Annotated in this window: 20 protein-coding genes; 12 read left to right on the top strand and 8 right to left on the bottom strand. The window is 60.1% G+C overall.

Going from position 1 to position 23,068, the window contains the following annotated elements:
• Positions 1–27: 27 nt before the first annotated feature.
• Positions 28–909 (bottom strand): LysR family transcriptional regulator, encoded by an 882-nt coding sequence (locus tag IM733_RS01330; protein WP_248919216.1) that lies wholly within the window; start codon positions 907–909, stop codon positions 28–30.
• Between the two features lie 107 nt (positions 910–1,016).
• On the opposite strand from IM733_RS01330, the gene IM733_RS01325 reads away from it, so the two are divergent.
• Positions 1,017–2,207, top strand: coding sequence for an MFS transporter (locus IM733_RS01325; RefSeq protein ID WP_248919215.1), 1,191 nt, complete (start codon positions 1,017–1,019; stop codon positions 2,205–2,207).
• A 110-nt stretch (positions 2,208–2,317) separates the two neighbouring features.
• On the opposite strand, the gene IM733_RS01320 is transcribed toward IM733_RS01325, so the two are convergent.
• Genes IM733_RS01320 through IM733_RS01310 form a run of 3 tightly spaced genes read right to left on the bottom strand, consistent with a single transcriptional unit; the run spans position 2,318 to position 6,616 of the window.
• Positions 2,318–3,661, bottom strand: coding sequence for a TolC family outer membrane protein (locus IM733_RS01320; RefSeq protein ID WP_432760386.1), 1,344 nt, complete (start codon positions 3,659–3,661; stop codon positions 2,318–2,320).
• 10 nt (positions 3,662–3,671) lie between these two features.
• Positions 3,672–4,964 carry an HlyD family type I secretion periplasmic adaptor subunit gene (locus IM733_RS01315; protein WP_248919214.1) on the bottom strand — a complete coding sequence of 431 codons (1,293 nt, stop codon included), beginning with the start codon at positions 4,962–4,964 and terminating at the stop codon, positions 3,672–3,674.
• On the bottom strand, positions 4,961–6,616 hold the full coding sequence (locus IM733_RS01310; RefSeq protein WP_248921106.1) for a type I secretion system permease/ATPase: 1,656 nt from the start codon (positions 6,614–6,616) through the stop codon (positions 4,961–4,963). Before IM733_RS01310 ends, IM733_RS01315 begins: the two co-directional genes overlap by 4 nt.
• On the opposite strand from IM733_RS01310, the gene IM733_RS01305 reads away from it, so the two are divergent.
• Positions 6,558–6,710 carry a hypothetical protein gene (locus IM733_RS01305; RefSeq protein WP_248921237.1) on the top strand — a complete coding sequence of 51 codons (153 nt, stop codon included), beginning with the start codon at positions 6,558–6,560 and terminating at the stop codon, positions 6,708–6,710. The two genes, IM733_RS01310 and IM733_RS01305, sit on opposite strands and share 59 nt — an antisense overlap.
• 16 nt (positions 6,711–6,726) lie before the next feature.
• On the opposite strand, the gene IM733_RS01300 is transcribed toward IM733_RS01305, so the two are convergent.
• Together IM733_RS01300 and IM733_RS01295 are read right to left on the bottom strand one after the other, a co-directional pair.
• Positions 6,727–7,104: an AprI/Inh family metalloprotease inhibitor gene (locus tag IM733_RS01300; protein ID WP_248919213.1), complete on the bottom strand. Its 378-nt coding sequence runs from the start codon at positions 7,102–7,104 to the stop codon at positions 6,727–6,729.
• 53 nt (positions 7,105–7,157) lie between these two features.
• Positions 7,158–8,615, bottom strand: coding sequence for a serralysin family metalloprotease (locus IM733_RS01295; protein ID WP_248919212.1), 1,458 nt, complete (start codon positions 8,613–8,615; stop codon positions 7,158–7,160).
• Between the two features lie 443 nt (positions 8,616–9,058).
• Here IM733_RS01295 and IM733_RS01290 point away from each other — a divergent pair, with 443 nt between their 5' ends.
• Together IM733_RS01290 and IM733_RS01285 are read left to right on the top strand one after the other, a co-directional pair.
• On the top strand, positions 9,059–9,436 hold the full coding sequence (locus IM733_RS01290; protein WP_011532826.1) for a hypothetical protein: 378 nt from the start codon (positions 9,059–9,061) through the stop codon (positions 9,434–9,436).
• A gap of 239 nt (positions 9,437–9,675) precedes the next feature.
• The gene (locus IM733_RS01285; RefSeq protein WP_248919211.1) at positions 9,676–11,823 is read left to right on the top strand and encodes a TonB-dependent siderophore receptor; all 2,148 of its coding nucleotides are present in this window, start codon (positions 9,676–9,678) and stop codon (positions 11,821–11,823) included.
• 333 nt (positions 11,824–12,156) lie between these two features.
• Here IM733_RS01285 and IM733_RS01280 read toward each other — a convergent pair whose 3' ends face one another.
• Positions 12,157–12,672, bottom strand: a complete 516-nt coding sequence (locus IM733_RS01280) for a hypothetical protein (protein WP_248919210.1) — start codon at positions 12,670–12,672, stop codon at positions 12,157–12,159.
• Positions 12,673–13,037: 365 nt separating this feature from the next.
• Between IM733_RS01280 and IM733_RS01275 the strand changes: the two genes are divergently transcribed.
• The 5 genes from IM733_RS01275 to IM733_RS01255 all read left to right on the top strand — a co-directional run bounded on the left by IM733_RS01275 (position 13,038) and on the right by IM733_RS01255 (position 18,035).
• A complete protein-coding gene (locus IM733_RS01275) occupies positions 13,038–13,601 on the top strand; it encodes a recombinase family protein (RefSeq protein WP_248919209.1) in 564 nt (187 codons plus the stop codon).
• A 243-nt stretch (positions 13,602–13,844) separates the two neighbouring features.
• Positions 13,845–14,849, top strand: a complete 1,005-nt coding sequence (locus IM733_RS01270; protein ID WP_248919208.1) for an N-acetylmuramoyl-L-alanine amidase — start codon at positions 13,845–13,847, stop codon at positions 14,847–14,849.
• Between the two features lie 34 nt (positions 14,850–14,883).
• Entirely contained in the window at positions 14,884–15,729 is an 846-nt protein-coding gene (locus IM733_RS01265) for a KilA-N domain-containing protein (RefSeq protein WP_248919207.1), read from the top strand.
• A gap of 148 nt (positions 15,730–15,877) precedes the next feature.
• The gene (locus tag IM733_RS01260; RefSeq protein WP_248919206.1) at positions 15,878–16,900 is read left to right on the top strand and encodes a hypothetical protein; all 1,023 of its coding nucleotides are present in this window, start codon (positions 15,878–15,880) and stop codon (positions 16,898–16,900) included.
• A gap of 139 nt (positions 16,901–17,039) precedes the next feature.
• Entirely contained in the window at positions 17,040–18,035 is a 996-nt protein-coding gene (locus tag IM733_RS01255; protein ID WP_248919205.1) for a hypothetical protein, read from the top strand.
• A gap of 523 nt (positions 18,036–18,558) precedes the next feature.
• Here the strand turns inward: IM733_RS01255 and IM733_RS01250 are convergent.
• The gene (locus IM733_RS01250; RefSeq protein WP_248919204.1) at positions 18,559–18,849 is read right to left on the bottom strand and encodes a DNA-binding protein; all 291 of its coding nucleotides are present in this window, start codon (positions 18,847–18,849) and stop codon (positions 18,559–18,561) included.
• A gap of 390 nt (positions 18,850–19,239) precedes the next feature.
• On the opposite strand from IM733_RS01250, the gene IM733_RS01245 reads away from it, so the two are divergent.
• The 3 genes from IM733_RS01245 to IM733_RS01235 all read left to right on the top strand — a co-directional run bounded on the left by IM733_RS01245 (position 19,240) and on the right by IM733_RS01235 (position 22,964).
• Positions 19,240–19,701 (top strand): hypothetical protein, encoded by a 462-nt coding sequence (locus IM733_RS01245; protein WP_248919203.1) that lies wholly within the window; start codon positions 19,240–19,242, stop codon positions 19,699–19,701.
• Positions 19,702–20,259: 558 nt separating this feature from the next.
• Positions 20,260–20,640 (top strand): hypothetical protein, encoded by a 381-nt coding sequence (locus IM733_RS01240; RefSeq protein WP_248919202.1) that lies wholly within the window; start codon positions 20,260–20,262, stop codon positions 20,638–20,640.
• 206 nt (positions 20,641–20,846) lie between these two features.
• Positions 20,847–22,964: a hypothetical protein gene (locus IM733_RS01235; RefSeq protein WP_248919201.1), complete on the top strand. Its 2,118-nt coding sequence runs from the start codon at positions 20,847–20,849 to the stop codon at positions 22,962–22,964.
• Positions 22,965–23,068: the final 104 nt, after the last annotated feature.

Raw genomic sequence — 23,068 nt, 5'->3', positions numbered from 1 at the left:
TAGGAGCCAGCTTGCCGGCGAAGCCACTCAATGGCTGGCCACGAGGCTCTGCTCCATCACCTCGAGAAACGCCCGCGCCGCCGGTGTCGGGCTGGGCGACCACACGGCATACAAATGCCGCACCGGCGCATCCACCAAGCGCGCCATGGCCACCCCTTCGAACCCCCGGGCGATCCGCTCCGGTACCAGCCCAACGGCCATGCCGCGCTGGACGAACTTTTCCACCAGGCGAATATGGCCGATCTCGAACTGCACCCGATGCCTCAGCCCCGCCGCCTGAAACGCTTCGTCAGTCTGCCGCCGTGCGCCTGTACCCTCGGGAAAGTCCACCAGCACTTCGTCGACCAGGTCGGCCAGGGTCAATTGCGCAGCGCCAGCCAGCCGATGCGCCGCCGGCAACACCGCCACCAGTTCCTCCCGCGCCAGCAGGCGATGCTGCACGCCGTGCAACACCTCGCCTTGCCACAGGCCAACGAAGCCCACATCCAGCCGCCGCTCGCAGACGTCGGCCATCAGCAGTTCACTCTTGGCCGTGAGCCAGCGCACGTCCACATCCGGATAGCGGCGATGGAACACCGCCAGCAGGTCGACCGGGTCCAACGCGGTCAACGAACTGATCTCGCCGATCGACAAGCGCCCGCGTACCTGCCCGCACGCCGCAGCCACATCGTCGGCGATACGCCGTGCGGCCTCTACCGCCGGCCGGGCACTGAGCACGAAGGCTTCTCCGGCGGGTGTCAGCCTTACCCGGCGCGAGCTGCGCTCGAACAAACTGACATTCAACTGCGCCTCCAGGCGGGCCACCTGATGGCTGAGCGCCGACTGCACCACATGGCAGCGCTCGGCGGCGCGGGTGAAACTGCCGGTGTCGGCCACGGCCAGGGCGTACTCGAGCTGCTTGAGGTTCATCGTTCTATCTGCTTTCGAGATGGATAGCGTGAAAACTATACATTGGCGTCATACCTAACACATCCTGATACTTGCCACCTTCCACCTTGCCTGCAACGAGACTGCCCATGAACACCCCGACATTGAGTCGTGCCCTGATCCTACTGATGGCCACCGCCACCGGCCTGGCCGTGGCCAGCAACTACTATGCCCAACCCTTGCTGCACAGCATCGCCGAGCAGTTCGGCCTGAGCACCGCCAGCGCCGGCACCATCGTCATCGCCGCACAGCTGAGCTACGGCGCCGGCCTGCTGTTGCTGGCGCCGCTGGGCGACCTGTTCGAACAACGCCGGCTGATCGTGACCATGGTGCTGATCGCCACCGTGGGCCTGGTGATCAGCGCCTGCGCGCCGAGCCTGCCATGGCTGCTCCTCGGCACGGCACTGACCGGGCTGTTCTCCGTGGTGGCGCAGGTGCTGGTACCGCTGGCCGCCGCCCTTAGCGCCCCGGCACAACGCGGCCGCGCGGTGGGTACGCTGATGAGCGGCCTGTTGCTGGGCATCCTGCTGGCGCGCACCGCCGCCGGTTTCATGGCCGAGCTAGGCGGCTGGCGCAGCATCTACGTACTGGCCGCAGTGCTGATGGCGATCACCGCCCTGGCGCTGTACCGCAGCCTGCCGCAGCACCGCAGCCATGCCGGCCTGAAGTACCCGGCACTGATCGGCTCGGTGTTCCGGCTGTTCATCGAAGAACCGGTGCTGCGCCTGCGCTCGCTACTGGGGCTATTGGCGTTCAGCCTGTTCGCCCTGTTCTGGACGCCGCTGGCGTTCCTGCTGAGCAACGAGCCCTACCACTACGCCGATGCGGTGATAGGCCTGTTCGGCCTGGCCGGCGCGGTGGGCGCGCTGGCGGCCAACTGGGCCGGGCGCCTGGCCGACCGTGGCCAGGGCGCGCTGGGGACCACGGTGGGGCTGGTGGCGCTGTTGCTGTCGTGGGTGCCGCTGGGCTTCGCGCAAAGCTCGCTGGTGGCGCTGCTGGTGGGCGTGCTGGTGCTGGACCTGGCGGTACAACTGATCCACGTGAGCAACCAGAATGCGGTGATCGCGCTACGGCCCGAAGCGCGGACGCGACTCAACGCCGGGTACATCACCTGCTACTTCATCGGTGGCGCACTGGGCTCGTTGCTGGGGACGCAACTGTTCGAGGTGCATGGCTGGATGGGGATCGTCGTCGCCGGGCTGGTGATCGGTGCCCTGGCGCTGCTGGTGTGGGGGCTGGCGGAGCACAGGCGGGTGAAGGTGGCGGCCAGCGCAGCCTGAGTCACAAGCCCATTGATCCGAGACAGTCCCCGTAGGAGCGGCTTCAGCCGCGATCACCCGCAAAGCGGGTGCCAGATACCGCGTTGCGTGCATCGCGGCTGAAGCCGCTCCTACACGCCCAGAAACGCCTCATCCACCCGTGCCAGCTGCGTCTCGCTCAACACCCCCGCCTCGTAGTGCAGCTTGATCCACGCCAGCAGGTAGTCATACCGCGCCTGCGCCAGGTCGCGCCGGGTGGTGGCCAGCTGCTGCTCGGCATTGAGCACGTCCAGGTTGACCCGCTCGCCGCCCTGCACACTCTTGCGGGTGGACACCACCAGTGCCTCGGCCGCCACCAGCGCCCGTTCATACGCGCGCAGGCGGCTCGCGCCCGACTCGCAGGCGTTGTACTGCTTGCGCAGCTCGATCAGGGTGCTGCGGGTCTGCCCGTCCAGCTCGTACTCGGCCTGCTCCAGGTGGCGGCTGGCCTGGCGCGTCGAGGCCGACACCCCGCCACCGGCGAAGATCGGCACGCTGACCTCGATCCCCACGGTGTTGGTGTCGTAGCGCTGGTTGTAGGTGTTGCCGCTGTCCGACTCCTGGCGCCGCGAGGTGGCGAAGGCCGTGACCCTGGGCAGGTGCCCGGCACGGTTGCGCTGCACTTCGTAGCGCGCCACATCCAGGGCCTGGCGCGACGAAGCCAGTTGCGGGTTGTTGGCCAGGGCACGCTCCTGCCAGGCGCCATAGCCTGTAGGGTCGACCATCGGCAGGGCGAAGCCGACACGCAACGGCGCCAGGTCCTCGACCCGCACGGCCGGCTCGCCGATCAACGCGCCCAGCTCGCGCAGGGCGGCATCCTGGTTGTTGCGCGCCTGGATTTCCTCGGCGTCTGCCAGCTCGTAGCGGGCCTGGGCTTCGAGGATGTCGGTGCGGGTCCCCTCGCCGGCGTCGAACAGCCGCTGGTTCTGCTGGAACTGCTGGCGGTAGGCTTGCTTGCTGGCCACGCTGATACCGATCTGGTCCTCGGCGAACAGCGCCTGGGTGTAGCTGGTCATCACCCGCACCAGCAACTGCTGGCTCTGGTCGCGGAAGGTTTCGTCGGCGAACAGCGCCTGGGCCACGCCCTTGCGGTAGGCCGAGTAGGCCTCATAGTCGAACAGCGGCTGCTGGAGGATGAAGCTGGAGCCCATGCTGTTGTAGTTGCGATCTTCTTCTTGGCGCCGCGAGTCCCCCAGGTACTTCACCTTGGAGTCGTTGCGGCCCTTGTTGTAGTTGTAGTTCAGGGTTGGCAGAAGGCCGGCGCGGCCGATGGCGCGGTACTCCTGGCCGGCCTGCTGGGCCTTGAACGCGGCCAGGTAGGTGGGGTCGCGGCGCAGCGCCTGCTCGTAGATCTGGAACGGCCCCATGGCCGCCTGGGCGGCCACCGGCAGCCAGGCACAGGCTGCCAGCAGCCCGATCAGTGGGAACTTCTTCACTGGGCGGTCCTTATTGTTCGGTCAAAGCAGTGCCTGCACGGTCGAGCAGGGGTTTGAACAGGTAGTTGAGCAGCGAGCGCTCGCCGGTGCGCACGAACAGCTCGGCCGGCATGCCCGGGCGGATCGCCAGCCCTTGCAGGCGCGCCAATGCTTCTTCGCTGACGGTGCTGCGCAACACGTAGTACGGCTGGCCGCTGCGCTCGTCGATCAACTGGTCGGCCGACACCAGCGCCACCTCCCCCGTGACCCGCGGCGTGCGGTTCTGGTTGAAGGCGGTGAACAGGATGTCCACCGGCAGTTGCGGCGCGACCTTGTCCACCAGGTTGACCGGCAGGCGCCCTTCCACTTCCAGCGCGGTACCTTGGGGCACGATCTCGAGCAACGTGTCGCCGGGGCGCACGACGGCGCCTTCGGTATGCACACCGAGGTTGACCGCAATGCCGTCGGCCGGCGCCTGGATTTCGCTGTGCTGCAGCTCGAAGCGTGCCGAGTTGAGCTGTTGCTCCAGGGTGGCGGCCTTGACCTGGGCCTCGGCCAGTTGCGTACGCACCTCTTTCTGGTATTCCTCGCGACGCTGTGCAAGGTTCAGCCGCGACTCGACGATCACCTGCTCCAGCCGTGCGCTTTCGCCGGCGTTCTGCGCCAGGTCGCGCTGCACCTGGGACAGCTGGCGCTGATACTCCAGCACTCGGTTGCGCGGGATGTAGCCGTCGCCGGCCAGCGGGCGCAGGCTGTCGAGCTGCTCGCGCAACGAGTCGGCCTGGGCCTGCAAGTCGCCGCGCGCCCGGCGCATGCCGGTCAGCTGAGCCTGGGAGCCGTCGATGCTGGCGGCCAGGGCGCCCTGCTCGCGGGCCTGGGCCTGGCGGCGGCTGTCGAACAGCTGGCGCTGGCCTTCGAGGACCAAACCGAGCTTGGCATCGGCATCCTCGACCAGGTCGGCGGGAAACTGCACCTGCCCGAGGTTGTCGCGTTCGCTCTGCCAACGCGCCAGGCTGGCACGGGTCATGCGGTACTGGGCCTGCAGCGCGTCGACATCGGCCTGCACCTGGGTGCGGTCGAGGCGAAACAGCGGCTCGCCCTGGCGCACCTGCTGGCCTTCGCTGACCAGGATCCGGCTGACCACGCCACCGGCCATGGACTGCACCGCCTTGCGCTTGCCCGAGACCACCACGGTGCCTTGCACCGGCACCCCTTGGTCGAGCGGGGCCAAGCTGGCCCAGGCCATGAAGCCACCGAAGCCGACCAGCGTCAGCACCCAGCCCAGGCGCACATGGAAGCGCGCGTCACGTTCATGCCGGCTCATGCGCCACCTCCGGCCTGCAGCGGTCGTTGCGCCGGCCCCTGGCCGAGCGCATGGAGAATGTCGCGCGCCGGGCCGAAGCCCTGCATGCGCCCTTCGTTCATCACCAGCAGCTTGTCGGCCTGGCCCAGTGCCGAGCTGCGGTGGGTCACCAGCACCACGGTGCGGCCCAGGGCCTTGAGCTGGAGGATGGCGTTGGCCAGGGCCGCCTCGCCGGGGCTGTCGAGGTTGGAGTTGGGTTCGTCGAGCACGATCAGGCACGGGTTGCCGTACAACGCCCGGGCCAAGGCAATGCGCTGCTTCTGGCCACCGGAAAGGTCGCCGCCATCTTCACCCAGGCGTGTGTCGTAGCCCTTGGGCAGACGCAGGATCAACTCGTGCACCCCCGCCAGGCGCGCCGCCTCCACCACCTTGTGGCCGTCCAGCTCACCAAAGCGGGCGATGTTTTCGGCGATGCTGCCCCGCAGCAGTTCGATGTTCTGCGGCAGGTAACCGATGTGCGGGCCAAGGGCCTCGCGGTCCCATTGGTCGAGCTCGGCGCCATCCAGGCGCACATGCCCACCCAAGGTGGGCCAGACGCCCACCAGGACCTTGGCCAGGGTCGACTTACCAGAGCCCGAGGCACCGAGCACGCCCAACAACTCGCCGGGCTCAAGCTGGAAATGCACTTGCTGCAACGTGGCCTGGGTGCGCCCAGGAGGCGCGGCGCTCATCTGCTCCACGGTCAGCTGCCCGGTCGGTGTCGGCAGCGGCATCGGCACAGGTGCTTCGGGGTGGTCGCGCAGCAGGCTGTCCAGGCGCTGGTAAGCCAGCTGGGCGCCGCTCCACTGCTTCCACACGGCGATCAATTGGTCGATTGGGGCGAGCACCCGGCCCATCAGGATGGAACCGGCGATCATCATGCCCGGGGTCATCTGCCCCTCGATCACCAGCAGGGCGCCCAAGCCCAGCACCAGCGATTGCAGGCACAGGCGCAGGCCCTTGCTGGTGGCGGTGATCACCGCCGAGGTGTCGCTGGCCTTGTTCTGCAGGTCGAGGAAGCGCCCGTGCAGGTCGAACCAACGCCGACGCAGGGCCGCGAGCATGCCCATGGCCTGGATGCTCTCGGCGCTCTGCAGCTGGCTGCCGGCCAACAGCGTCGATTGCTGCTGGATACCACTGGCTTCGACCAGGGTCTTGTGGGTGAGGCGTTCGTTGAGTACGGCCAGGGCGATCAGCAGCAGCGCACCGACCGTGGCCATGACCCCCAGCCAGACGTTAAAGGCGAAGATCACCGCCAGGTAGATGGGGAACCACGGGGCGTCGAAGAAGGCGAACAACGCAGGGCCGGTGACGAACTGGCGCAGTTGCGTGAGGTCGCCCAAGGCCTGACCGGCCGCGCCATCGCGATGGCGCAAGTTGCGCTCGAAGGCGGCGCGGTAGACATTCAGGTTGAAACTTTTTTCCAGCTGGTTACCCACCCGGATAACAATGAAACTGCGCACGGCTTCAAGCCCGCCGATATATACGAAGAAGCCAACGACCATCAGGGTGAGTACCCACAAAGTTGTAGTGTTCTGCGAGCTCAGTACACGGTCGTACACTTGAAGCATATAAATGGACGGCACCAGCATCAGGATATTGATCAAGGCCGTGAAACAGCCAACGCTGATCAACGTCGACTTATGTTCGCCGAGCGCTGCCCACAAAGGCGCCCCGGGCTTCCTGCTCGGTAGTTTCATGTTTCGCCCTTTTAACCCGGCCACCTGAAAGTGCCGGGCTGGGTTTATTTGTCCAGACGCTCAAGCACCAGTGGAGTCCCTTTTGGCGTGGTCCAGCCGTAGCGATTTGCGCCCTCGCGGCTGAAGTGCACCACGGTGCTGCCGTCCCCCCCCACCAGGGCAAGCGTATCGGGGGTCACCAGCCAGCTGCCGGGGCGCAGGCCCAGCAGGCGCTCGGCACACTCCAGGTCGCCCTCCAGCTTGCCTTCGCTGGCGACCAGGCGCAGGTCGCAGGCCTGTTTCTCTTGTTGTTCGGGGTAAAGCTGCCAACGCCCGGCCAGTTGCGCGGCGTTGGGGAGTAGCAGGCTGCTCGCCATACCTACCTCGGTCATCAACATCAATGGAATCGCGGCCAGCGCGATGATTCGTTCGATCGTTCGCATCCGTCGACCTCGTCGGCAGAAGGGGCGACGCTTGCGCGCCGCCCCCACCCGCATCAGACCACGATGTCGGTGACAGCGGCCTGGCCAACCGTGGTCACCAGGAAGTCAGCCGAGCTGTTCCCGGTGAAGTCGATGGACAGGCTGCCCAGGTTGTTACCCTGGTCGTAGCTCAGCACAGCTTCGCCGGCATGGCCGGTGAAAGCGTTGACGAACTGCAGCGGCAGCTTGTTCACGGCGAACGCGGAAATCGCCGACAGGTCTATCTTGTCCTGACCCGAGGTGAAGTCCATGATCCGGTCCGGCGCGGCCTTGGTGGAATCGCTGATAGCGCCAAACACGAAGGTGTCCGCGCCAGTGCCGCCCCACAGCTGATCAGCACCGCCACCACCGTAGATGATGTCGTTGCCGGCCCCCCCCTTGAGCACGTTGGCCAGCGCGTTGCCGATCAGCAGGTCGTTGCCCGAGCCGCCGAAGGCGTTTTCGATGGTCACGCCCTTGGCGATGGACACGTTACCGATCATGCCGCCAACATCGGAGAACGAGGTCTCGTTGAGGTTGATCTTCTGGTTCTGGGTGAACCCAGAGAAGTCGAAGGTGTCGTTGCCGCCACCGTCCCACACCGAGAAGACCAGCTTCGACGAAGACGAAGTGGCCGAGTAGAAGTCACGGTCCGCGTTGGAGTTGAAGCCATACACGGTGTCACCGGAGCGCGTCGCGTAGTTGGCACCGTACAGCTTCTGGATGGCCGCGATATCGTCCATGAGCGGCGCCGAAGCGTAGTACTGGCCACCGGCCTTGACGAAGTTCTGGCCGGTGTTGCTCTCGCTCCAGTAGCTCATCACGCTGTAGCCACGGGTGTCCTGAGCGTACGTGGCATCCCTGTAGGTCGGGTTGCCCTCGCCGGCGTTGTAGTCGCCGGGGTGGGACAGACCGAGTACATGGCCGATCTCGTGGGTCAGGGTCTGGCGCCCGTAGTTGCCGGTGTCCGGAGTCTTGTTGACCTGGTAGCTGCTGTTGATCAGGTACCAGGATTCACCCTTGTGCGAACCCGGCATGTCGAACGGCAGGTAGGCGAACGCCGCCCCGCCGTTGCTGGCGCTGAAGTTACCGAAGGTCATGTGACCGTCGCCGCCTGATGCAGCTTCCGTAAAGGTCACCTTGGCCACGTCCGCCCAGGACTGCATGGCGAGCTTGGCCTGGCCTTTCTGCTGGTCGCTGAACTGGCTGAACGTGCCTAGTCCACGGCTGTAGAAGTCAGAAGGTGCCTTATTCAGGAAGGTGTAGGAGAGGCTGATGGTGCCGTCCTTGTTCAGGTCTTTCCAGGCGGCGCCGTCACGCAGTAGGTAGTTGGCAGCCTGGTCGACCGTGTACGAAGGTTTGCCATTGACGTTCGCGCCACCGCGGTCGTACTGGTGGGCGAAGCTATTGATCAGACCGTAAGAAGAACTCGGCCCCTGTGGTTGCAGTGCGGAGGTGGCCGAAACAATAGCGCTTTCTTTGACTTTCGACATGCAGATTACTTCCTTGTTTACAAAAAAGCAGTTGATGTCAGACAGGAGTTTCCCAAGTTGGCGAGAGCATCCTGTCACTCGCCTTTATGCGGCGCAAAAAAACTGACACATATTGAAACTACCTGTCCAGCCTTTTTTGGCGTCATTTTTTCGTTTTCGAACACGATCACTGATCCGTACTTTTTCCTCCAGACTGCGCTCTACCGGCCCCCGCTGATACAACCATTAGTTCTATTAATGAATCGATGACTAATTGGTCACCGAATCGAAGTTTATTTTCGAAAACGCGACTTTCGGTTGAACATTTCAATCGCTGCTTCGTTCTAGGCGCTTTACTGCGTGACAACCCGCCGCACGACCCTCCGTCGCCTGAGCGTTGACTTGTCAACGCCCCTGGCGCTCAGTAGGTGTTGGTCACAGCCCCTCCCTGACAGGACGACACAATGACAAGACTCACGGTGCAATCCGGCGATTTCTTGCAAGGTGAAGGCGAGTATCGCAATGGAGCGCTCACACTCAAGACCCCCCGCAGCCCTTCGCCAGGCGAGCGCATTTCACTTACCCGCATCAAAGACCTGAGGTTGGCCAACCTCGAATCGACCCGCAGCCTGGGTAGCGCCCTGGGTTGGGGGGTGGCCGGTGCGCTGGTGGCCGGCCCGGTCGGCCTGCTCGCCGGGCTGCTGCTCGGCGGCAAGGAAGATGAAGTCACCTTCGTCGCCACGTTCAAGGATGGACGCAAGCTGATGGCTATCACCGATGGCAAGACCTGGTCGAAGATCGACGACAACTGGCGCAAGCATCAGCGTCCGGCCGCGGCCTGAATCCGCAACCGCTTCGTTCGTTCTGTAGGAGCTTTAGCCGCGATCACCCGCAAACGGGTGCCAGGCACCGTATTGCCTGCATCGCGGCTAAAGCCGCCCCTACAGAATTCGTCTCAGGCATACGGTCGTTCCCCTGAAACATCGAAACCCGTGCTTGGCAGCCTGCTACCATGGCGCCCTTTTGCCTGCCCGACAGCCGCCGACCGATAACGGCGCGTCCGCCTCCCAAGGAGCCTTGCATGACCCCGCTTCGCCCCCGCCTGCCCCTCGGCCTGCTCAGCCTCGGCCTTGCCCTGCACAGTGGCCAGGGCCTTGCCGCCGACAGCGTGACCCTGGCCCCCGTGCGCGTCTCGGAGGTTTACGGCAACGAGGGCTACAAGGCACGCGAGGCCCAGGTCGGCGGCCTGCACAACGCCCCGCTGCTGGACACACCCGCCTCGGTCAGCGTGTTCAACCGCCAACTGCTCGACGACCGCCAGGTGCGCAAGTTGAGCGAAGTGCTGCAAAGCGACGCCTCGGTGGGCGAAAGCTACGCCCCGGTCGGTTACTACGAGAACTTCAATGTGCGCGGCTTCGAGCTCAACGCCGCCAGCAGCTACCGGATCAACGGCCAGACCATCGCCGGTGAACAGAATGTGGCGCTGGAGAACAAGCAGCAGGTCGAACTGCTCAAGGGGCTCTCTGGGCTGCAGAGCGGCATGTCGGAGCCCGGCGGCCTGGTCAATTACGTGACCAAACGCCCGGAAGACGTGCGCAGCGTCAGCGTCTCGAGCAACGAGCAGGGCGAACGCTACCTGGCCACAGACCTGGGCGGCTGGTTCGGCGCCGAGCGCCAGTTCGGCCTGCGCGCCAACCTGGCCCATGAAGATCTCCGTTCGTACGTCGACCACGCCGACGGCAAGCGCGACTTCGCCTCGCTGGCCTTCGACTGGCAGGTCAGCCCGGATGCCGTGCTTGAACTGGACGCCGAGTACCAGCACCGCGAGCAGTATTCGGTGCCGGGCTACCAGTTGCTCGGCGGCAACCAAGTGCCCCATGGCGTCGCCCCCAAGGACCACCTGGCCTGGCAGTCATGGGCAAAGCCGGTGCAGAACGATTCGCTGAACCTGGGCGGTCGCTTCAAGTACCGGTTCAACGACACCTGGAACGGCACCCTCAGCGCTTCGCGCAGTAAGGTGGTGATCGATGACTACAGTGCGTTTGCCTGGGGAAGCAACGGCGGATGGGCCTCGCATTTCAGCCCGAACGGCGACTACGATGTCTACGATTTCCGCAGCCCCGATGACACCCGCCGTATCGACGAGGCCCAGGCCATGCTCGATGGACGCATCGACGCGCTCGGCGTCGGTCACGAACTGACCGTGGGTACCAGCGCCCAGCGGCGCACGCTCGATCAGCGCCCGACCTATAACGAGCTGCTCGATGCGCTCCATCCCGGCAATATCTACACCGGCGCACCTGCGCTGGCTCCGTCCGACAAGCCACTGGGCCACAGCGAACGGCGCCTGGACAGCCGCCAGTACGGTCTGTTCCTCAGTGACCGCATCACCTTCAACGAAAACTGGCAAACCGTGCTCGGCGCCCGCGAAGTGCGTCTGGACGAAAAGACCTGGGACCAGACCGGCGCTGCCACCCGCCACACCCAGCAGTACCAGCTGCTGCCCAATGCCGCGTTGATCTACAAGCCACAACCGGACACCACCCTCTATGCCAGCTATTCGAAAGGCCTGTCCGCAGGCGGCACCGCGCCCTGGTTCGCCAGCAACAAGTTCGAGATCCTGGCACCCACGCTGTCTCGACAGCTGGAAGTCGGCATCAAGCGGGACTGGCAGGGCATGAGCTTCAGTGCGGCGCTGTTCCAGATTCGCCAGGCCTACCAATATTCCCGCCCGGAAGAAAACGCCGACCCGAGGTTTGTGCAACAGGGTCAGCAAAAGAACACCGGCCTGGAACTGGGCGCCAGTGGCCAGGTGACCTCGAACTTGCAGATCCAGGCCAGTGCCGCGGCGATCCGCGCGCGCGTGCAGAACAGCGGCACCGACGCCTACGAGGGCCACCAGGCAATCAACGTCCCCCGCCTGCGCGCCGCCCTGCACGCCGACTACGCCCTACCCGTGCCCGGCCTGGCCCTGCTGGGTGGCGCACGCTACAGCGCCAGCAAGTACGCCAGCCAGGCAGGTAATGTCGAAGTCGGCGGCTACACCGTGTTCGATATCGGCAGCCGCTACCGTACCCGTATCGGTGGTTACGACACCGTGTTGCGGCTGACCGTGGACAACGTCTTCGACAAGCGCTACTGGCGCGACGTGGGGGACTACCTGGGCGACAACTACCTGTTCCAGGGCGCGCCGCGTACCGCTCGGCTATCGGCTTCCGTCAGTTTCTGACAAAGGCCGTGTGGGTTGGCTGCGCCGGCCCTTTCGCCGGCAAAGCCGGCTCCTACAGGTGCGGCGCCAGCCTCAAGATCGGCGCAAATCCTGTAGGAGCCGGCTTTGCCGGCGAAAGGGCCGGTGAAGACAGCAGCAAACCTTGCCTGAGCACAATGCTTCAAGCCACAAAACAAAAAGCCCCCGAACCTTTCGATTCGGGGGCTTCTCGTAGAATGTGGCGGTGAAGAAGGGATTTGAACCCTTGATACGCTGCCAGACCTGTAAAGCCCAATGTTTGCTGGGCATTCTAGACCACAGACGAAGAAAAATGTACCACTGACATGTACCAGCTCAAGCGATCATGCGCAGTAGTTTTCTGTACCAGGGTTGCTCCGCCTTCGCGGCCCTAACCGCTCTCAACTGGTCAGCAGCCGCGAGAGCCTTCTCGAAAATCGTGATGGTCTCATCGAACGAATCAGGCTCATCGACACCAGCAGCCAAGCAGCCGCCTTCTGTTATGTCTTGAACGACGCTATCAACGAACTGATAGAAACGGACAACCAGAGCGGCCTCGTCCGCATCCAGCTTTCCTATGGCGTCAAGGTTGTTGATGTAGAGCCGACAGTAGTGGTCAGGCACTTTGACTTGAAGGGCATAGCTAGAGTCATCTCCCTCCTCTCGATTCCTAAGCACCTCCGCTTGGTCCTTCAGACCCTTCAAATATGAACGTTCTTCTGCAATCTCACAGATGGCGTTGATCTCTGCGAAGATCGCTAGGCCAATCGTGCTTCGTTCTTTCGACGCTTTTAGGAACCAGAGCACTATCGCAGTGATAATTGGCAAGGTGACTTTGATCAAAATTTCCATGGGCCTTCCCTAGGTTGTGTCTCCTGCTTTTAGCAGAGTGCCTGATGGAATTTCAGGAAAATTTGTGAGACCTCTCATTAAGGTGAACGCGCTTTGGTTTACCCCCGTGGGGGCCCCGCGCGTGGGCGCACACCCGGTTACTCATGCGCGCCTGCGTGTGGGCGCCTCTGTAAGTGGACCAAGGGGCACCTCATGGGCGTTCTCTGGAGCAACCTCTCAACACCCACCGTTGCAGTAGACCTTGCCCTAACGCAACGTTGCAGCAAGCATCTGAAAGCGTTGCATTGGAGTTGACTATTCAATTTTGCAACACTACCTTATGGACATCTTAAGACCCTAATGCAACACTTCACGGAGATCTCATCATGCGCATCGGGTACGCTCGGACTTCTACCCTTGAACAGGTCGCAGGCTTTGAGGCTCAGGAACGGGAGCTCATAGCCGCTGGAGTAGAAAAGCTCTACAAGGAGCAGGTGTCATCCGTAGCTGAGCGCCCAGAGCTTGAGCGCATGCTTCAGGATCTCCGCAAGGGAGACCTTCTGGTGGTTACCAAGCTGGACCGCCTGGCCCGGAGCGTTCATCACCTGGGGGAGATCCTGAAGAGACTCGATGAGATAGGGGCAGGCCTGAATATCTTGGGCATGGGGATCGACTCGACTACTGCGGGCGGGCGCTTGATGCTTAACGTACTGGGCTCTGTGGCGCAGTTTGAGCGGGAGATGATGCTAGAGCGTCAGCGGGAGGGTATAGCGAAGGCCAAGGCTGATGGGAAGTACAAGGGCCGGAAGCCCAAAGGGGAACCTCTACTAGAGCGTATCTTGGCCCTCAAAGCGCAGGGTCTGGGAGATACAGCCATCGGCAAGGAGCTCGGATTGGACCGCACCACGGTTTATAGAACCCGGAAAGCCGGACAACCTATAATTGACTAAAACTATTAGGAATTTAATACTCATAGCCTAAATCCCTGTGCCTATCTGTTTTAGCTTTAAGAGCTCCTTTGAGGGCCTCCTGATGAGATCCCTTCTAGATCCCTTGCAGAGGACAAGGCTTGACTGAGGGACACCTACGGAGCGTTATGGGCTTCCTGAGGCCTATAGCGGAAACCATGTGTGATAAGTCAGGCGAAGTTCGAAGCAGTAACTCCCATAGGAGCCCTCATAGGGCCTTGCCTGGTGGAACCTGACACCAAGTTCGATGAGGCGGGCGTCTACAAGACCAATTTGAAGGCCAAGGCCTCCGACCCTCAAGCGGCGAAGTTTCTGGAGCTCTTGGAGAAGGTCCAGCAGGAAGAGCACGACCGCCAAGTGCAGGAAGCGGAGTCCAAGAAGAAAGGCTCCGGCAAGAAGGTGATGCTGGCGGACCTCCCAGTGGAGGAGACCGACGAGAACGGTGAGGACTATCTGGTCTTCAACTTCAAGTCGAAGGCAAGCTACACCGACCGGAAAACCGGTCAGACCGTTGAGCGCAAGATCGCTCTGTTCGATGGCAAGGGCAAAGCCCTGACCCATGACCTGAAGATTGGCACCGGCACCGTAGCCCGAATCTCGGTATTCATCTCCCCTTTTTACAACGCCCTGCTGGGTGCAGGTGTCACCCTGTTTATCCGCGCCGTGAAGATCCTGAAACTAGTGGAGCCGCCCCTCCCTGAGGCATCCTCCTTTGGTTTCAGCCTTGAAGAGGAAGCGCCCGATCCTGGTGGGTATGGCTCGTTACAAGACTCGGAACAGCCACAGTCCTACTCCGCCAGCAAGGACCGAGACCGCACAGACCTGATTGTTGTGCATTGCTCCGCAACTGGCCCGAAGGCTGACATTGGGCGCCGTGAGATCACTCAATGGCACCTCAAGCGCGGCTTCGTGACCATCGGTTACCACTATGTGATTCGTCGTGACGGGACCATCGAGAATGGCCGGCGAGAATCCGAGATCGGCGCCCATGTATCCGGCCACAACAGCAACTCCATTGGGGTCTGTATGGTCGGTGGTGTGGATGCCCACGGGAAACCCGCAGACAACTTCACCCAAGCCCAATACGACACCTTGAGGGTCCTCCTGGCCCAGCTCAAGTCTCGCTATGAACGCGCCAAGATCCTCGGTCACCGGGACCTTTTCGCAGATCATCACTGTGGCCATTTGGCCTGTCCGAGCTTTGATGTGAGCGTGATCGAGGAGCACTGATGGGCCTCTTCATGAGGACCCTAGGAGCACCCGCATGTCTACGAAAAGCATTACCGTGAGTAAACCAGCGCTAATCACTAAGGATTGGCAGGGGAAGACGTTCACCTTCAGGGAGGACGGCTACTTCAATATGACGAAGGCCGCCCAACACTTTGACAAGAAGCTTTCCAATTTCTGGGACAGTCCCAACACCAAGGAGGCCATGGATGAGTTTTCTAAAACCCTAGATTTCAGGGAATTAACCATCGCCACCCGTGGGCGCTACAACAGTGGCACCTGGGGTCATCCAAAAATCGCTGTCTTCTACGCATGGTGGCTTGATCCGCGCTTCGCTGTGCATTGCTCCCTGATGATTGATGACATCCTCAGAGGGGTCTCCACAGTCACCATCGAGAAGCCTGCTGAATCGTCCGTAGTGGCTGCTCAAAAAACCACTCCCGTAGCCGCCCCTCAGGTCCTTCAACAGGACACCACACAGAAACTCGCTGGGCTAGTTGCTCAGATGTTCGGTGTTTTCAAAGAGGAGCTCCGTAAGGAAATCCTACAAGACCTGAGACCTGCTCTTGCAGAGTGCGCAATAAGCGCAGCCCCAACATCCCGCCCGGTTCAACAGGACCTGTATGGCATGGTGTCTCACCCCTTCACCAATACCAAACGCCCTGTGCCACCACAGAAGCGTTCTGAGTTCATGAAGGCTCAAGATTTCAGCATCATGAAGGGGCATAAGCTCTTTGGAAGCGAGCTCAGCAACTTCGGGTACATGGTTAGCGTTCACTGCAAGTTCTATGGGCTGACTATCTGGCCAGGTAAAGAGGCCGGGGCCCGAGTGTGGCCTCTTGAAGCCCTCGAAACCGTGTGGCAGAAGAACCACTACGCCTAAAGTTTCCCCCCACAGTAACTCACCTAGTTTCTCCCCACCTTAGATCCTTCTAGGATTACATACAGATACTCTATAAGAGTGTCCGTGTGAATGACTCCCAAGTTTCTATGTTGGCACCCCATTGCCTGCTGATCCTTGGAGGGATCAAATGACACCGCATGAGCACCTGATAGAGAAGTTCGGGGCAGCGTTGGCTGAACGACAATTACAATTAGAAATCGAGGGATCGGAGCTTGGGACTCTGAACTTCACAAAGGAACTTGAGAAGTCGATGCAGGAAGGGGACGTGAATGGCGTCCAGGCTTACTCATGGATCTTCCGCGAGGGCGTTCCTTTAGTTGCCAAGGCAATTGATGACTGGAGGGAAGAGGCCAGTGGCCCTAAAGGTGGTCGCAAGTCCACACTACTCAAGTACATCGAGAAGATGGACTCGAAGGTGGTTGCTTACATCACCTTGAGGGCCACTATGACCGCCTTCATGGGTAAGCCTATGACTAACACTGTCGTGGCCAGGAAGATCGGCTTGGACTTGGATACTCAGTTCAAGGCTGAGAAGCTGAAAGCTGAATATGGCAGGGCTTATCAGGGCGCTATTGAGCAGGGTCTCAAACAGCGCCACGGGGACCACGTTAAGCGCGCCTATCTGCAAGCCTGGGAGAGGAGGCTTGAGGTCGAAGAAGATGGTCGCAATGAGGCTGACCTTGTGAAGGTCGGCATGCACCTGTTGTCTATCGCGCTTCAGGCAACCGGCCTTGGGCACCTCCAGAGGGTCTCCTCGGGCTCCGCCTCGGTGAAGGACACCTCACTGGTCCTCTCGATGTCCCCTGAGTTCGCTGAGAGGGCCAACAGGATCAACCTCAAGCTGGCCGAGATGGCCACAGTGCACCTTCCTACCGTGGTCCCTCCGAATCCATGGACCCATTGGATGGGAGGTGGCTACTACACTGAGCACACCCGCCCTATCCTCTTCGTGCGGGCTCCCATGCAGGTCGTGAAGAGCGTCTATAACGAGCTCGACCTCACCCCTGTCTATGCGGCCGTGAACGCCATCCAGGAGACCGCCTGCTGGGCAATCAACACGCCTGTCCTTGACGTGGCCCGTGAGGTCCTCTCATGGAAGCGCAACGTGATCTCCTCTTACCCGTGCATCCTCGGGGAGGCCCCCAGATAAGCCGTACGACATCGTCACGAACCCAGAGGCTCGCCTTCAGGTTAGCTGTATGTGCAAACAGCCTGGTTGCATATCCACACCAAAGCGCTTAGGATCCAATTTGTGACCAGCGCGGCATTCTGCTATCAGGGTAATTACTATGCTCTCAGTGAATTCCTCCATTCATGAAATAAAAACCCTTGAAGAAATCGACCAGATGTTCAACATCACGCGCGATTACGTACTCACCAAGCAGGCTTACCGCCGCCCCCTGCGCTCTTACGAGCTGATCAACGCCGACGCTAAATGCCAGTTCTTGAAGAAGAATAAGAACTGCGGACAGGCACATCAACATGGCTTCGTAGTCGAAACATGCGATGACAAGCAAGTCCTCATTGGGCACTGTTGCGCTCTTAACCATCTAGGTTTAGATGACGACAAAGTTAAAAACGACTTCAGACGGCTGTCCGCCAGCGAGCGGGATGCTATCAGGCGCGCCAAAATTGAAAATCTACTCTCTACGAAAGATGAGCTGGTGAGTAACGTTAAGGCCATCCTCCAAGAGGTAAGGTCTTTACAAGCGGATGCTGGCCGGGTATTCGTGACACTGCCCTTAAAATTGATTATCGCCCTCGCTGATCGCTGGAAGCGCAACACCCCTAAAGTTAGCTGTGAATACCTGATTGTTAAAAAGGGCAAGGATGACAGCGGCAAGATGATAACTGAAAACTCATGGTATCCTCATGACTGCGGAACATTGAAAGGTCTTGGGCCATGGTTAGAGCTAGAGAAACTCAATTACACTAAGCAAGCCTACGCCTTCTTACACAAGCTTCAGAGCATCCCTACGAAAAAACGGCTGACCAATGATGAATTGGTGATGGCTGAAGCTGTACTCAACGAACTTAAGGGACTGAGCGTCCTGGAGCGAGAAGTAAAGCTTCAGCGCGGCTTGATTAGCGATTTCTGTGCAATGCCAAATTTGCTCATAACGGTACAGTTGTTCGCAAACAGAGAGCTCCGCGCCGAGATCGTAGATGCAATCCATCTACTTGCGGGCGAACAACTAACAGGGTCGTCGAGCCGGGTTGTAGATTCAATTGACCAATCGATCCGGGAAAAATACAAAGCTGCTGGGCTTCGTATAGCGCCTTAGCTCTAATTGGGGTCATCGGCCCTAGCGCATACAAGGTTGCCCGTCAGTATCCCCCCCCCAGAGGATCGCAAGGTCATCCTCTGGGAGCTCCTCCTGATTCATCTCGATCCATCCAGCAAGAGTCACGGAGGCATCATCCAAGTTCTGAGGGCTCTGCTGGATATCCAGGAGCTTTGCCCTCGCCTGGATGACTGCAATGACTGGGTTAAGCATGGTCGTCACTCTCCGCTCACTCTGTGGTTTGACTCCTTCGGATCGCGCCAGTCAGAAACGCCACAGAGAGCCCAAGCGCAAAGACCGCTAGACACATCAGGAGCCCCTCAAGAAGCCCTTTGGACCATGACTCACTGTCATAGACCGCATAAACCATAACACCCGTGAACGCTAGACCAGAACTCAGGCGTGAAACCAAATAGCCGACCCACACGACGATTAATGTGCTTACCATCTCTCCCCTCCTTGGCTTGAGGAGTTCGACTGAACTGATCCTCACGCCTCAATGTAGGGTGGCAAGAGGACATACTCAAGCGTCGATCTCAAGCACCTCCCCTGAATCATGCGGTGTTGTCTGCGCAACAGAGGCTTCAGCCACACCAGTCAACAGCCATTGCTGGTAAGCAGGAAACATACGGGCAAGCGTTTCTAGCTCCTCGGTGCCTAAGCGAGCCCTACCCTGTCCGATGTTCTTCCAGCGAGATACTGGGGTCTCGCCATTCTCCGACAAAGCCTTAGGGCCAGCCATCCGCATCAACAATAGCGACCTACCCAATAGTCCTGATAAATCAAAATCACTTTTCATATAGTTAATAGGCATGAAGTTTACTATTGACTCCGCTCAACAGTGGTTTACTATTTACTCCAGCACATTAGCAGCTACCCAACATTCCGCATAGCCAGGGCTTCCTCAGGAACGCCTCACGGGAGCCCTTCATGCCTAGAAAAGGAATCATCAGATGATTTCTAAGACCACAGCCAGCGAGTGGACGCAAGCAGCCATGACCCCTGGCACCACCCTCAACCACCGTAGGCGCGGGAGCTTCCACAGCTTCACCGTTACGGACGGTCTGAGCGGGCAAGTGGTGGGAATTGCCCTTTGTGACTGTGCCTCGGGACGAGAGAGTTTCCTTGTGGAAACCCGAGAAGTGCCATCCGAAGCGAACCATTCATAAGCAAACGCCCCCCCCCCCCACCAAAGGACAACCTCATGACCGACCTTATCAAGCAGCTGCCGTTGGATGCTCCTAAAGAAGCTCTACCATTCCTTGCCGACCTCTTTCACTCAGCATGGCCCGACTCTGGGAACCTGAATGAGGACACTCAGGCCCTTCTTACCTGGGCAGATGAGCAAACCACCCGAGCTCAAATGAAGGCGCTTGAGGTGGCCCTTGAATCGGACCACAGCCCCAAGGCAATGAACTTCATTTACCTGGACTCCTGGAGGTTCCCCTTCGGAGCCTTCAACGCATCTACGGGATGCCAGTGGGCGCGGCATAGCTTCCAAGAGTGGTTGGAGGTCGGAGCTTTCAATGAACCGGCGTGGACTTGGCGCGCCCTCAAGGGGCTTCAGTTCGGGACAAACCCTATCCCTCTCCAATCGCTTCTTCCGCGCGCCCTTCGGGGTCTCCTGGACATCTCCCACGCAAAAGATCGCGGTGACGCCCTTTGAAGGAATCTGAGGGCGCTGCTCTGTGAAATCTGAGGGGCTAGCAGACCTGAGCTATTGCAGATTTCACACAGGAGCTCCCTTCACAGCAGCGCAACTATCTGGACTATCTATGACGACTCAATTTCTTGATGCACTCCTCCCGAGCGGCGCTCAAGAGGACGAAGCAGGGCAAACCCTGGAGATGGGCGCGGCCCTGCAAAGCGCCTTCACAATAATTCAGACAGTTCTGACGCTCCTTCACGAAGACGGTCCTAACGCACGGGTGCTACTGCCTGTGCCGAGTCAGTGGGAACGCCTGCAAGAGGTGGCCGAAAGCTACTCGATACGGACGGGTTTGAAGATCAGCCCGAGGACCCACGGGGGAATCCTCGTGAAAGGCTACAGCGCCACTGCCTTGAAGCATGCCTATGAAGTGGTCCTAGCAAATCCCAAACGTCTCACGATGCACTGAGAGTTTCTCCCCACCTTAGAGCTAAGCGTTTCACATATAGAAATCACAAGGCCCGCTGTCATTGCGGGCTTTTTGTTGCCTGCGAGAAAACCAAGGAGATTCCATCCATGAGCACGGAGCACACCGAGCAGCTCTCGATCACCATTCACAGGACATTCCAAGGGAGGCCCATTACCTTTCGGCAAGACGGTTACATTGAATTCAAGTCTTTGATGCGCGCCTTCGGGATTACGCCAGACCTCGTAGTCGATGCTCTCAGGGCATTCACCTCCATGATCGTGGAGGACCCTAAGTGGCATCTCGCAATTCAGGAGGGGAGCACCACATGCGACTGTGCGAACGGCTCCCTATGGATGCCGCTGAAGGTATTCAACCACATCGGTGCATTCCTTGAGATTCACCCCGACTTTCCCGGCTGGTATCAAAATACAGTAATAGAGCTTGCCCTTGATGAGCCTCGGCGGGACATCAAGGAGGAACCTGTATGAGCGCCCCAATCAACAACGCTTATCAAACCTGGCGGCAATTCGCTCCCCAAGAGAAATCCCCTTTACAGCTTCAAGGGGCATCTCTCAATGTCCAAGCTGGGCGCTCATCCGATGGGGGTCTCAATGCTGCGTTCGATGGACTTCTTAGTGCTGCTGTTCAAGCAGGGCACCGCTACGGAGTGACCACGAAGCGCCAAGAAGACCAAGTGTCCGAGGCCAAGGCTGAGACCTGGATGAAGTCGGTGTCTCCTGAGGAGTACCGCAAGGCAGCTCAGGAAGGAAACCTCCCGTTCCAGGATGACCCGATAGCCATGGCGCGGCTTCGGTATCTCCACGGGTTCCACGCATCGGCGGCAGTCCAAGAGCAAGTCGCGGAGAACATCCGTGGAGGTGCCTATAAGGACGAGCTGGATGCAACCGGCAAGGTGGTCCGCAGGGGTTCTGACATTGCTGTCGAGGACTATTTCTCGCGGATGAAGGCAATGCGATCTGACATCACCAAGGAGCTCGGCTTTTCCGAAGAGGACGAAGCGCTCACCAACGGGATGTTCCGCAACTCCGACCAAGCCCAAGTGTCCCTCATGGGGCTCCAGTCGCAAGTCACTGACAAGCGCAACCGGGCTCAGGCAAACATTCTCCACACGTCTACTCGGAATGCCCTCCTCTCGGAGGCCGTGAAGAGATCTCCTGAGGAAGCCTCTGAGGTAGCCACTGACTCTTGGCAAACTGGTTACGAGACAGGCGTCTATCGGGACCTCCCGGATGCCCTCAAGGACATCGGCCAGACACTCTCACAGGTGTCCGCGCAGGTGGGTGGCCTCTCGGTGGTCGACAAGCTGTTGGATGCCAAGGTCCCCGGTACGACCCAGACTGTTCGTGAGTTTTATGACCCGGATGAACTGGAAGGCTTCCGCCAGAAGGCTCTTAACACTCAAGTCAAGATGGATGCTCAGGCTGACCTTGACTGGCAAGTGAAGGTGCAGGATTTCCAGGACGACCCCAACGGTCTCACTGGGCTCTTCCAGATGCACCAGGAGGAGCTCAACAGGAGCGGAGGGGTTGCCTCGAAGAGAACTCTCCAGCTTCAACAGGAGATCGCCTCCAAGAAACACTCCCTCGCCACTCAGGCCGCGAAGCTCCAGACGGAGAACGCCAAGGCAACTCTTCAGGCCGCTCGTGTGGCTGTCCTCACGGAGGAAGCTGGGAGATTCCTGGCTGGCAACCGGGATGCTCAGCGCTACGACACCATGCCGAAGGATCCTGAGCTCGGGAAGTACAGCAAGGATGACGCCCTATTGATGGAGCGCGGACTCTTGGAACGATACCAAGGACAGCCCGCGAAGCTCCTGAAACTGGCTGAGTACATGCCCAGCGGCTACATCTCCAGCACCATTCAGGACTACTGGAAGGACACCTCGGGAGCAATGGCGATTGACGCCTCACGAGTCTCCCAAGGACTCATGCGCCCTGAAGACATCAAGGAACCTAAAGCCCTAGCCTCAGTGAATCTCCTGAAGTCGGCAGACCCTCTGGCCTTCCGCAAGGTGATCGGCGGGGACACCGAAGGTCTCGCCAAGCTGGATACCCTGGATGTCCTCTCGGGGATGGGGCTCGGGTACAAGGATATGGTCGTCAGTCAGGCTCGTTGGCACAAGATGAGCGATAAGGAGAAGAAAGCTCAAGACCAAGACGTTAGGGGCGCCTTGCTCGATGAGGCCATTGCTCCAAAGCATGTCGGGAAGACTGAAGGTCTCAAGAACCTTGCAGGGAGCGAATACGCCCAAACCTACATGCGGACGATGGTCAACGGCCTGCTCTCCGTGGGAATCCCTAAAGACGAAGCCCTCAAGAAAGCTGACAGCGCCTTCGCTCAGTCCCATGTGGGGCTCAACGGGTTCCCCATCCCGGCCTCCTTCTTCTCCCCCATCAAGGCTGACGATCAAGTGAATGTCGGTATGGATCTCCTTGCGGAGGCCCTGACGGAATACGCTCGATCTCAGGGGGTTCGTGAAGAGGATGTGATCCCTGATTACAACCAGGCGGCAAGTTCGCTACTGCTCAGAGCTCCAGGTAAGGTCCCTCTGGAACTTCAAGCAGAAATTCTCCAAAAGAGTGCCCAAGCTCTCGCAGAGGAGCGCCAAGCATCCGCAGTTGCACAGAACGCTAAGGAGACTCGTGACGCGGCCATTAGCCGTGCCGAAGAGGCCCTATTCAATGCCCAGCGGGCTCAGAAAGCTAACCCCTACAGCCATCTCAACGCCAAGAAACAAGCGGACGTGGATGACGCTGAGAAGGCTCTGAACGCCCTCAAATCAACCCAATAACTTCAGGAGGCCAGGATGGCTATCCCTAAAGAATCCCCGAGCACTCCCAGGATGATCTCTGCTCGGATGCTTCGAGTCGCTAACGATGCAGCCGGTACAGTGGG

It is taken from the genome of Pseudomonas entomophila (assembly GCF_023277925.1).
Taxonomy (GTDB): domain Bacteria; phylum Pseudomonadota; class Gammaproteobacteria; order Pseudomonadales; family Pseudomonadaceae; genus Aquipseudomonas; species Aquipseudomonas entomophila_D.
The sequence above is the reverse complement of the archived record's forward strand: the minus strand, read 5'-3'. Positions and strand labels throughout refer to the sequence as shown.

Bases quoted from the DNA above. Each gene is read 5' to 3' on its own strand.
- IM733_RS01330 (WP_248919216.1), bottom strand. From the start codon at position 909: ATGAACCTCAAGCAGCTCGAGTACGCCCTGGCCGTGGCCGACACCGGC.
- IM733_RS01325 (WP_248919215.1), top strand. From the start codon at position 1,017: ATGAACACCCCGACATTGAGTCGTGCCCTGATCCTACTGATGGCCACC.
- IM733_RS01315 (WP_248919214.1), bottom strand. From the start codon at position 4,964: ATGAGCCGGCATGAACGTGACGCGCGCTTCCATGTGCGCCTGGGCTGG.
- IM733_RS01305 (WP_248921237.1), top strand. From the start codon at position 6,558: ATGGACGGCACCAGCATCAGGATATTGATCAAGGCCGTGAAACAGCCA.
- IM733_RS01300 (WP_248919213.1), bottom strand. From the start codon at position 7,104: ATGCGAACGATCGAACGAATCATCGCGCTGGCCGCGATTCCATTGATG.
- IM733_RS01295 (WP_248919212.1), bottom strand. From the start codon at position 8,615: ATGTCGAAAGTCAAAGAAAGCGCTATTGTTTCGGCCACCTCCGCACTG.
- IM733_RS01290 (WP_011532826.1), top strand. From the start codon at position 9,059: ATGACAAGACTCACGGTGCAATCCGGCGATTTCTTGCAAGGTGAAGGC.
- IM733_RS01285 (WP_248919211.1), top strand. From the start codon at position 9,676: ATGACCCCGCTTCGCCCCCGCCTGCCCCTCGGCCTGCTCAGCCTCGGC.
- IM733_RS01280 (WP_248919210.1), bottom strand. From the start codon at position 12,672: ATGGAAATTTTGATCAAAGTCACCTTGCCAATTATCACTGCGATAGTG.
- IM733_RS01275 (WP_248919209.1), top strand. From the start codon at position 13,038: ATGCGCATCGGGTACGCTCGGACTTCTACCCTTGAACAGGTCGCAGGC.
- IM733_RS01265 (WP_248919207.1), top strand. From the start codon at position 14,884: ATGTCTACGAAAAGCATTACCGTGAGTAAACCAGCGCTAATCACTAAG.
- IM733_RS01260 (WP_248919206.1), top strand. From the start codon at position 15,878: ATGACACCGCATGAGCACCTGATAGAGAAGTTCGGGGCAGCGTTGGCT.
- IM733_RS01255 (WP_248919205.1), top strand. From the start codon at position 17,040: ATGCTCTCAGTGAATTCCTCCATTCATGAAATAAAAACCCTTGAAGAA.
- IM733_RS01250 (WP_248919204.1), bottom strand. From the start codon at position 18,849: ATGCCTATTAACTATATGAAAAGTGATTTTGATTTATCAGGACTATTG.
- IM733_RS01245 (WP_248919203.1), top strand. From the start codon at position 19,240: ATGACCGACCTTATCAAGCAGCTGCCGTTGGATGCTCCTAAAGAAGCT.
- IM733_RS01240 (WP_248919202.1), top strand. From the start codon at position 20,260: ATGAGCACGGAGCACACCGAGCAGCTCTCGATCACCATTCACAGGACA.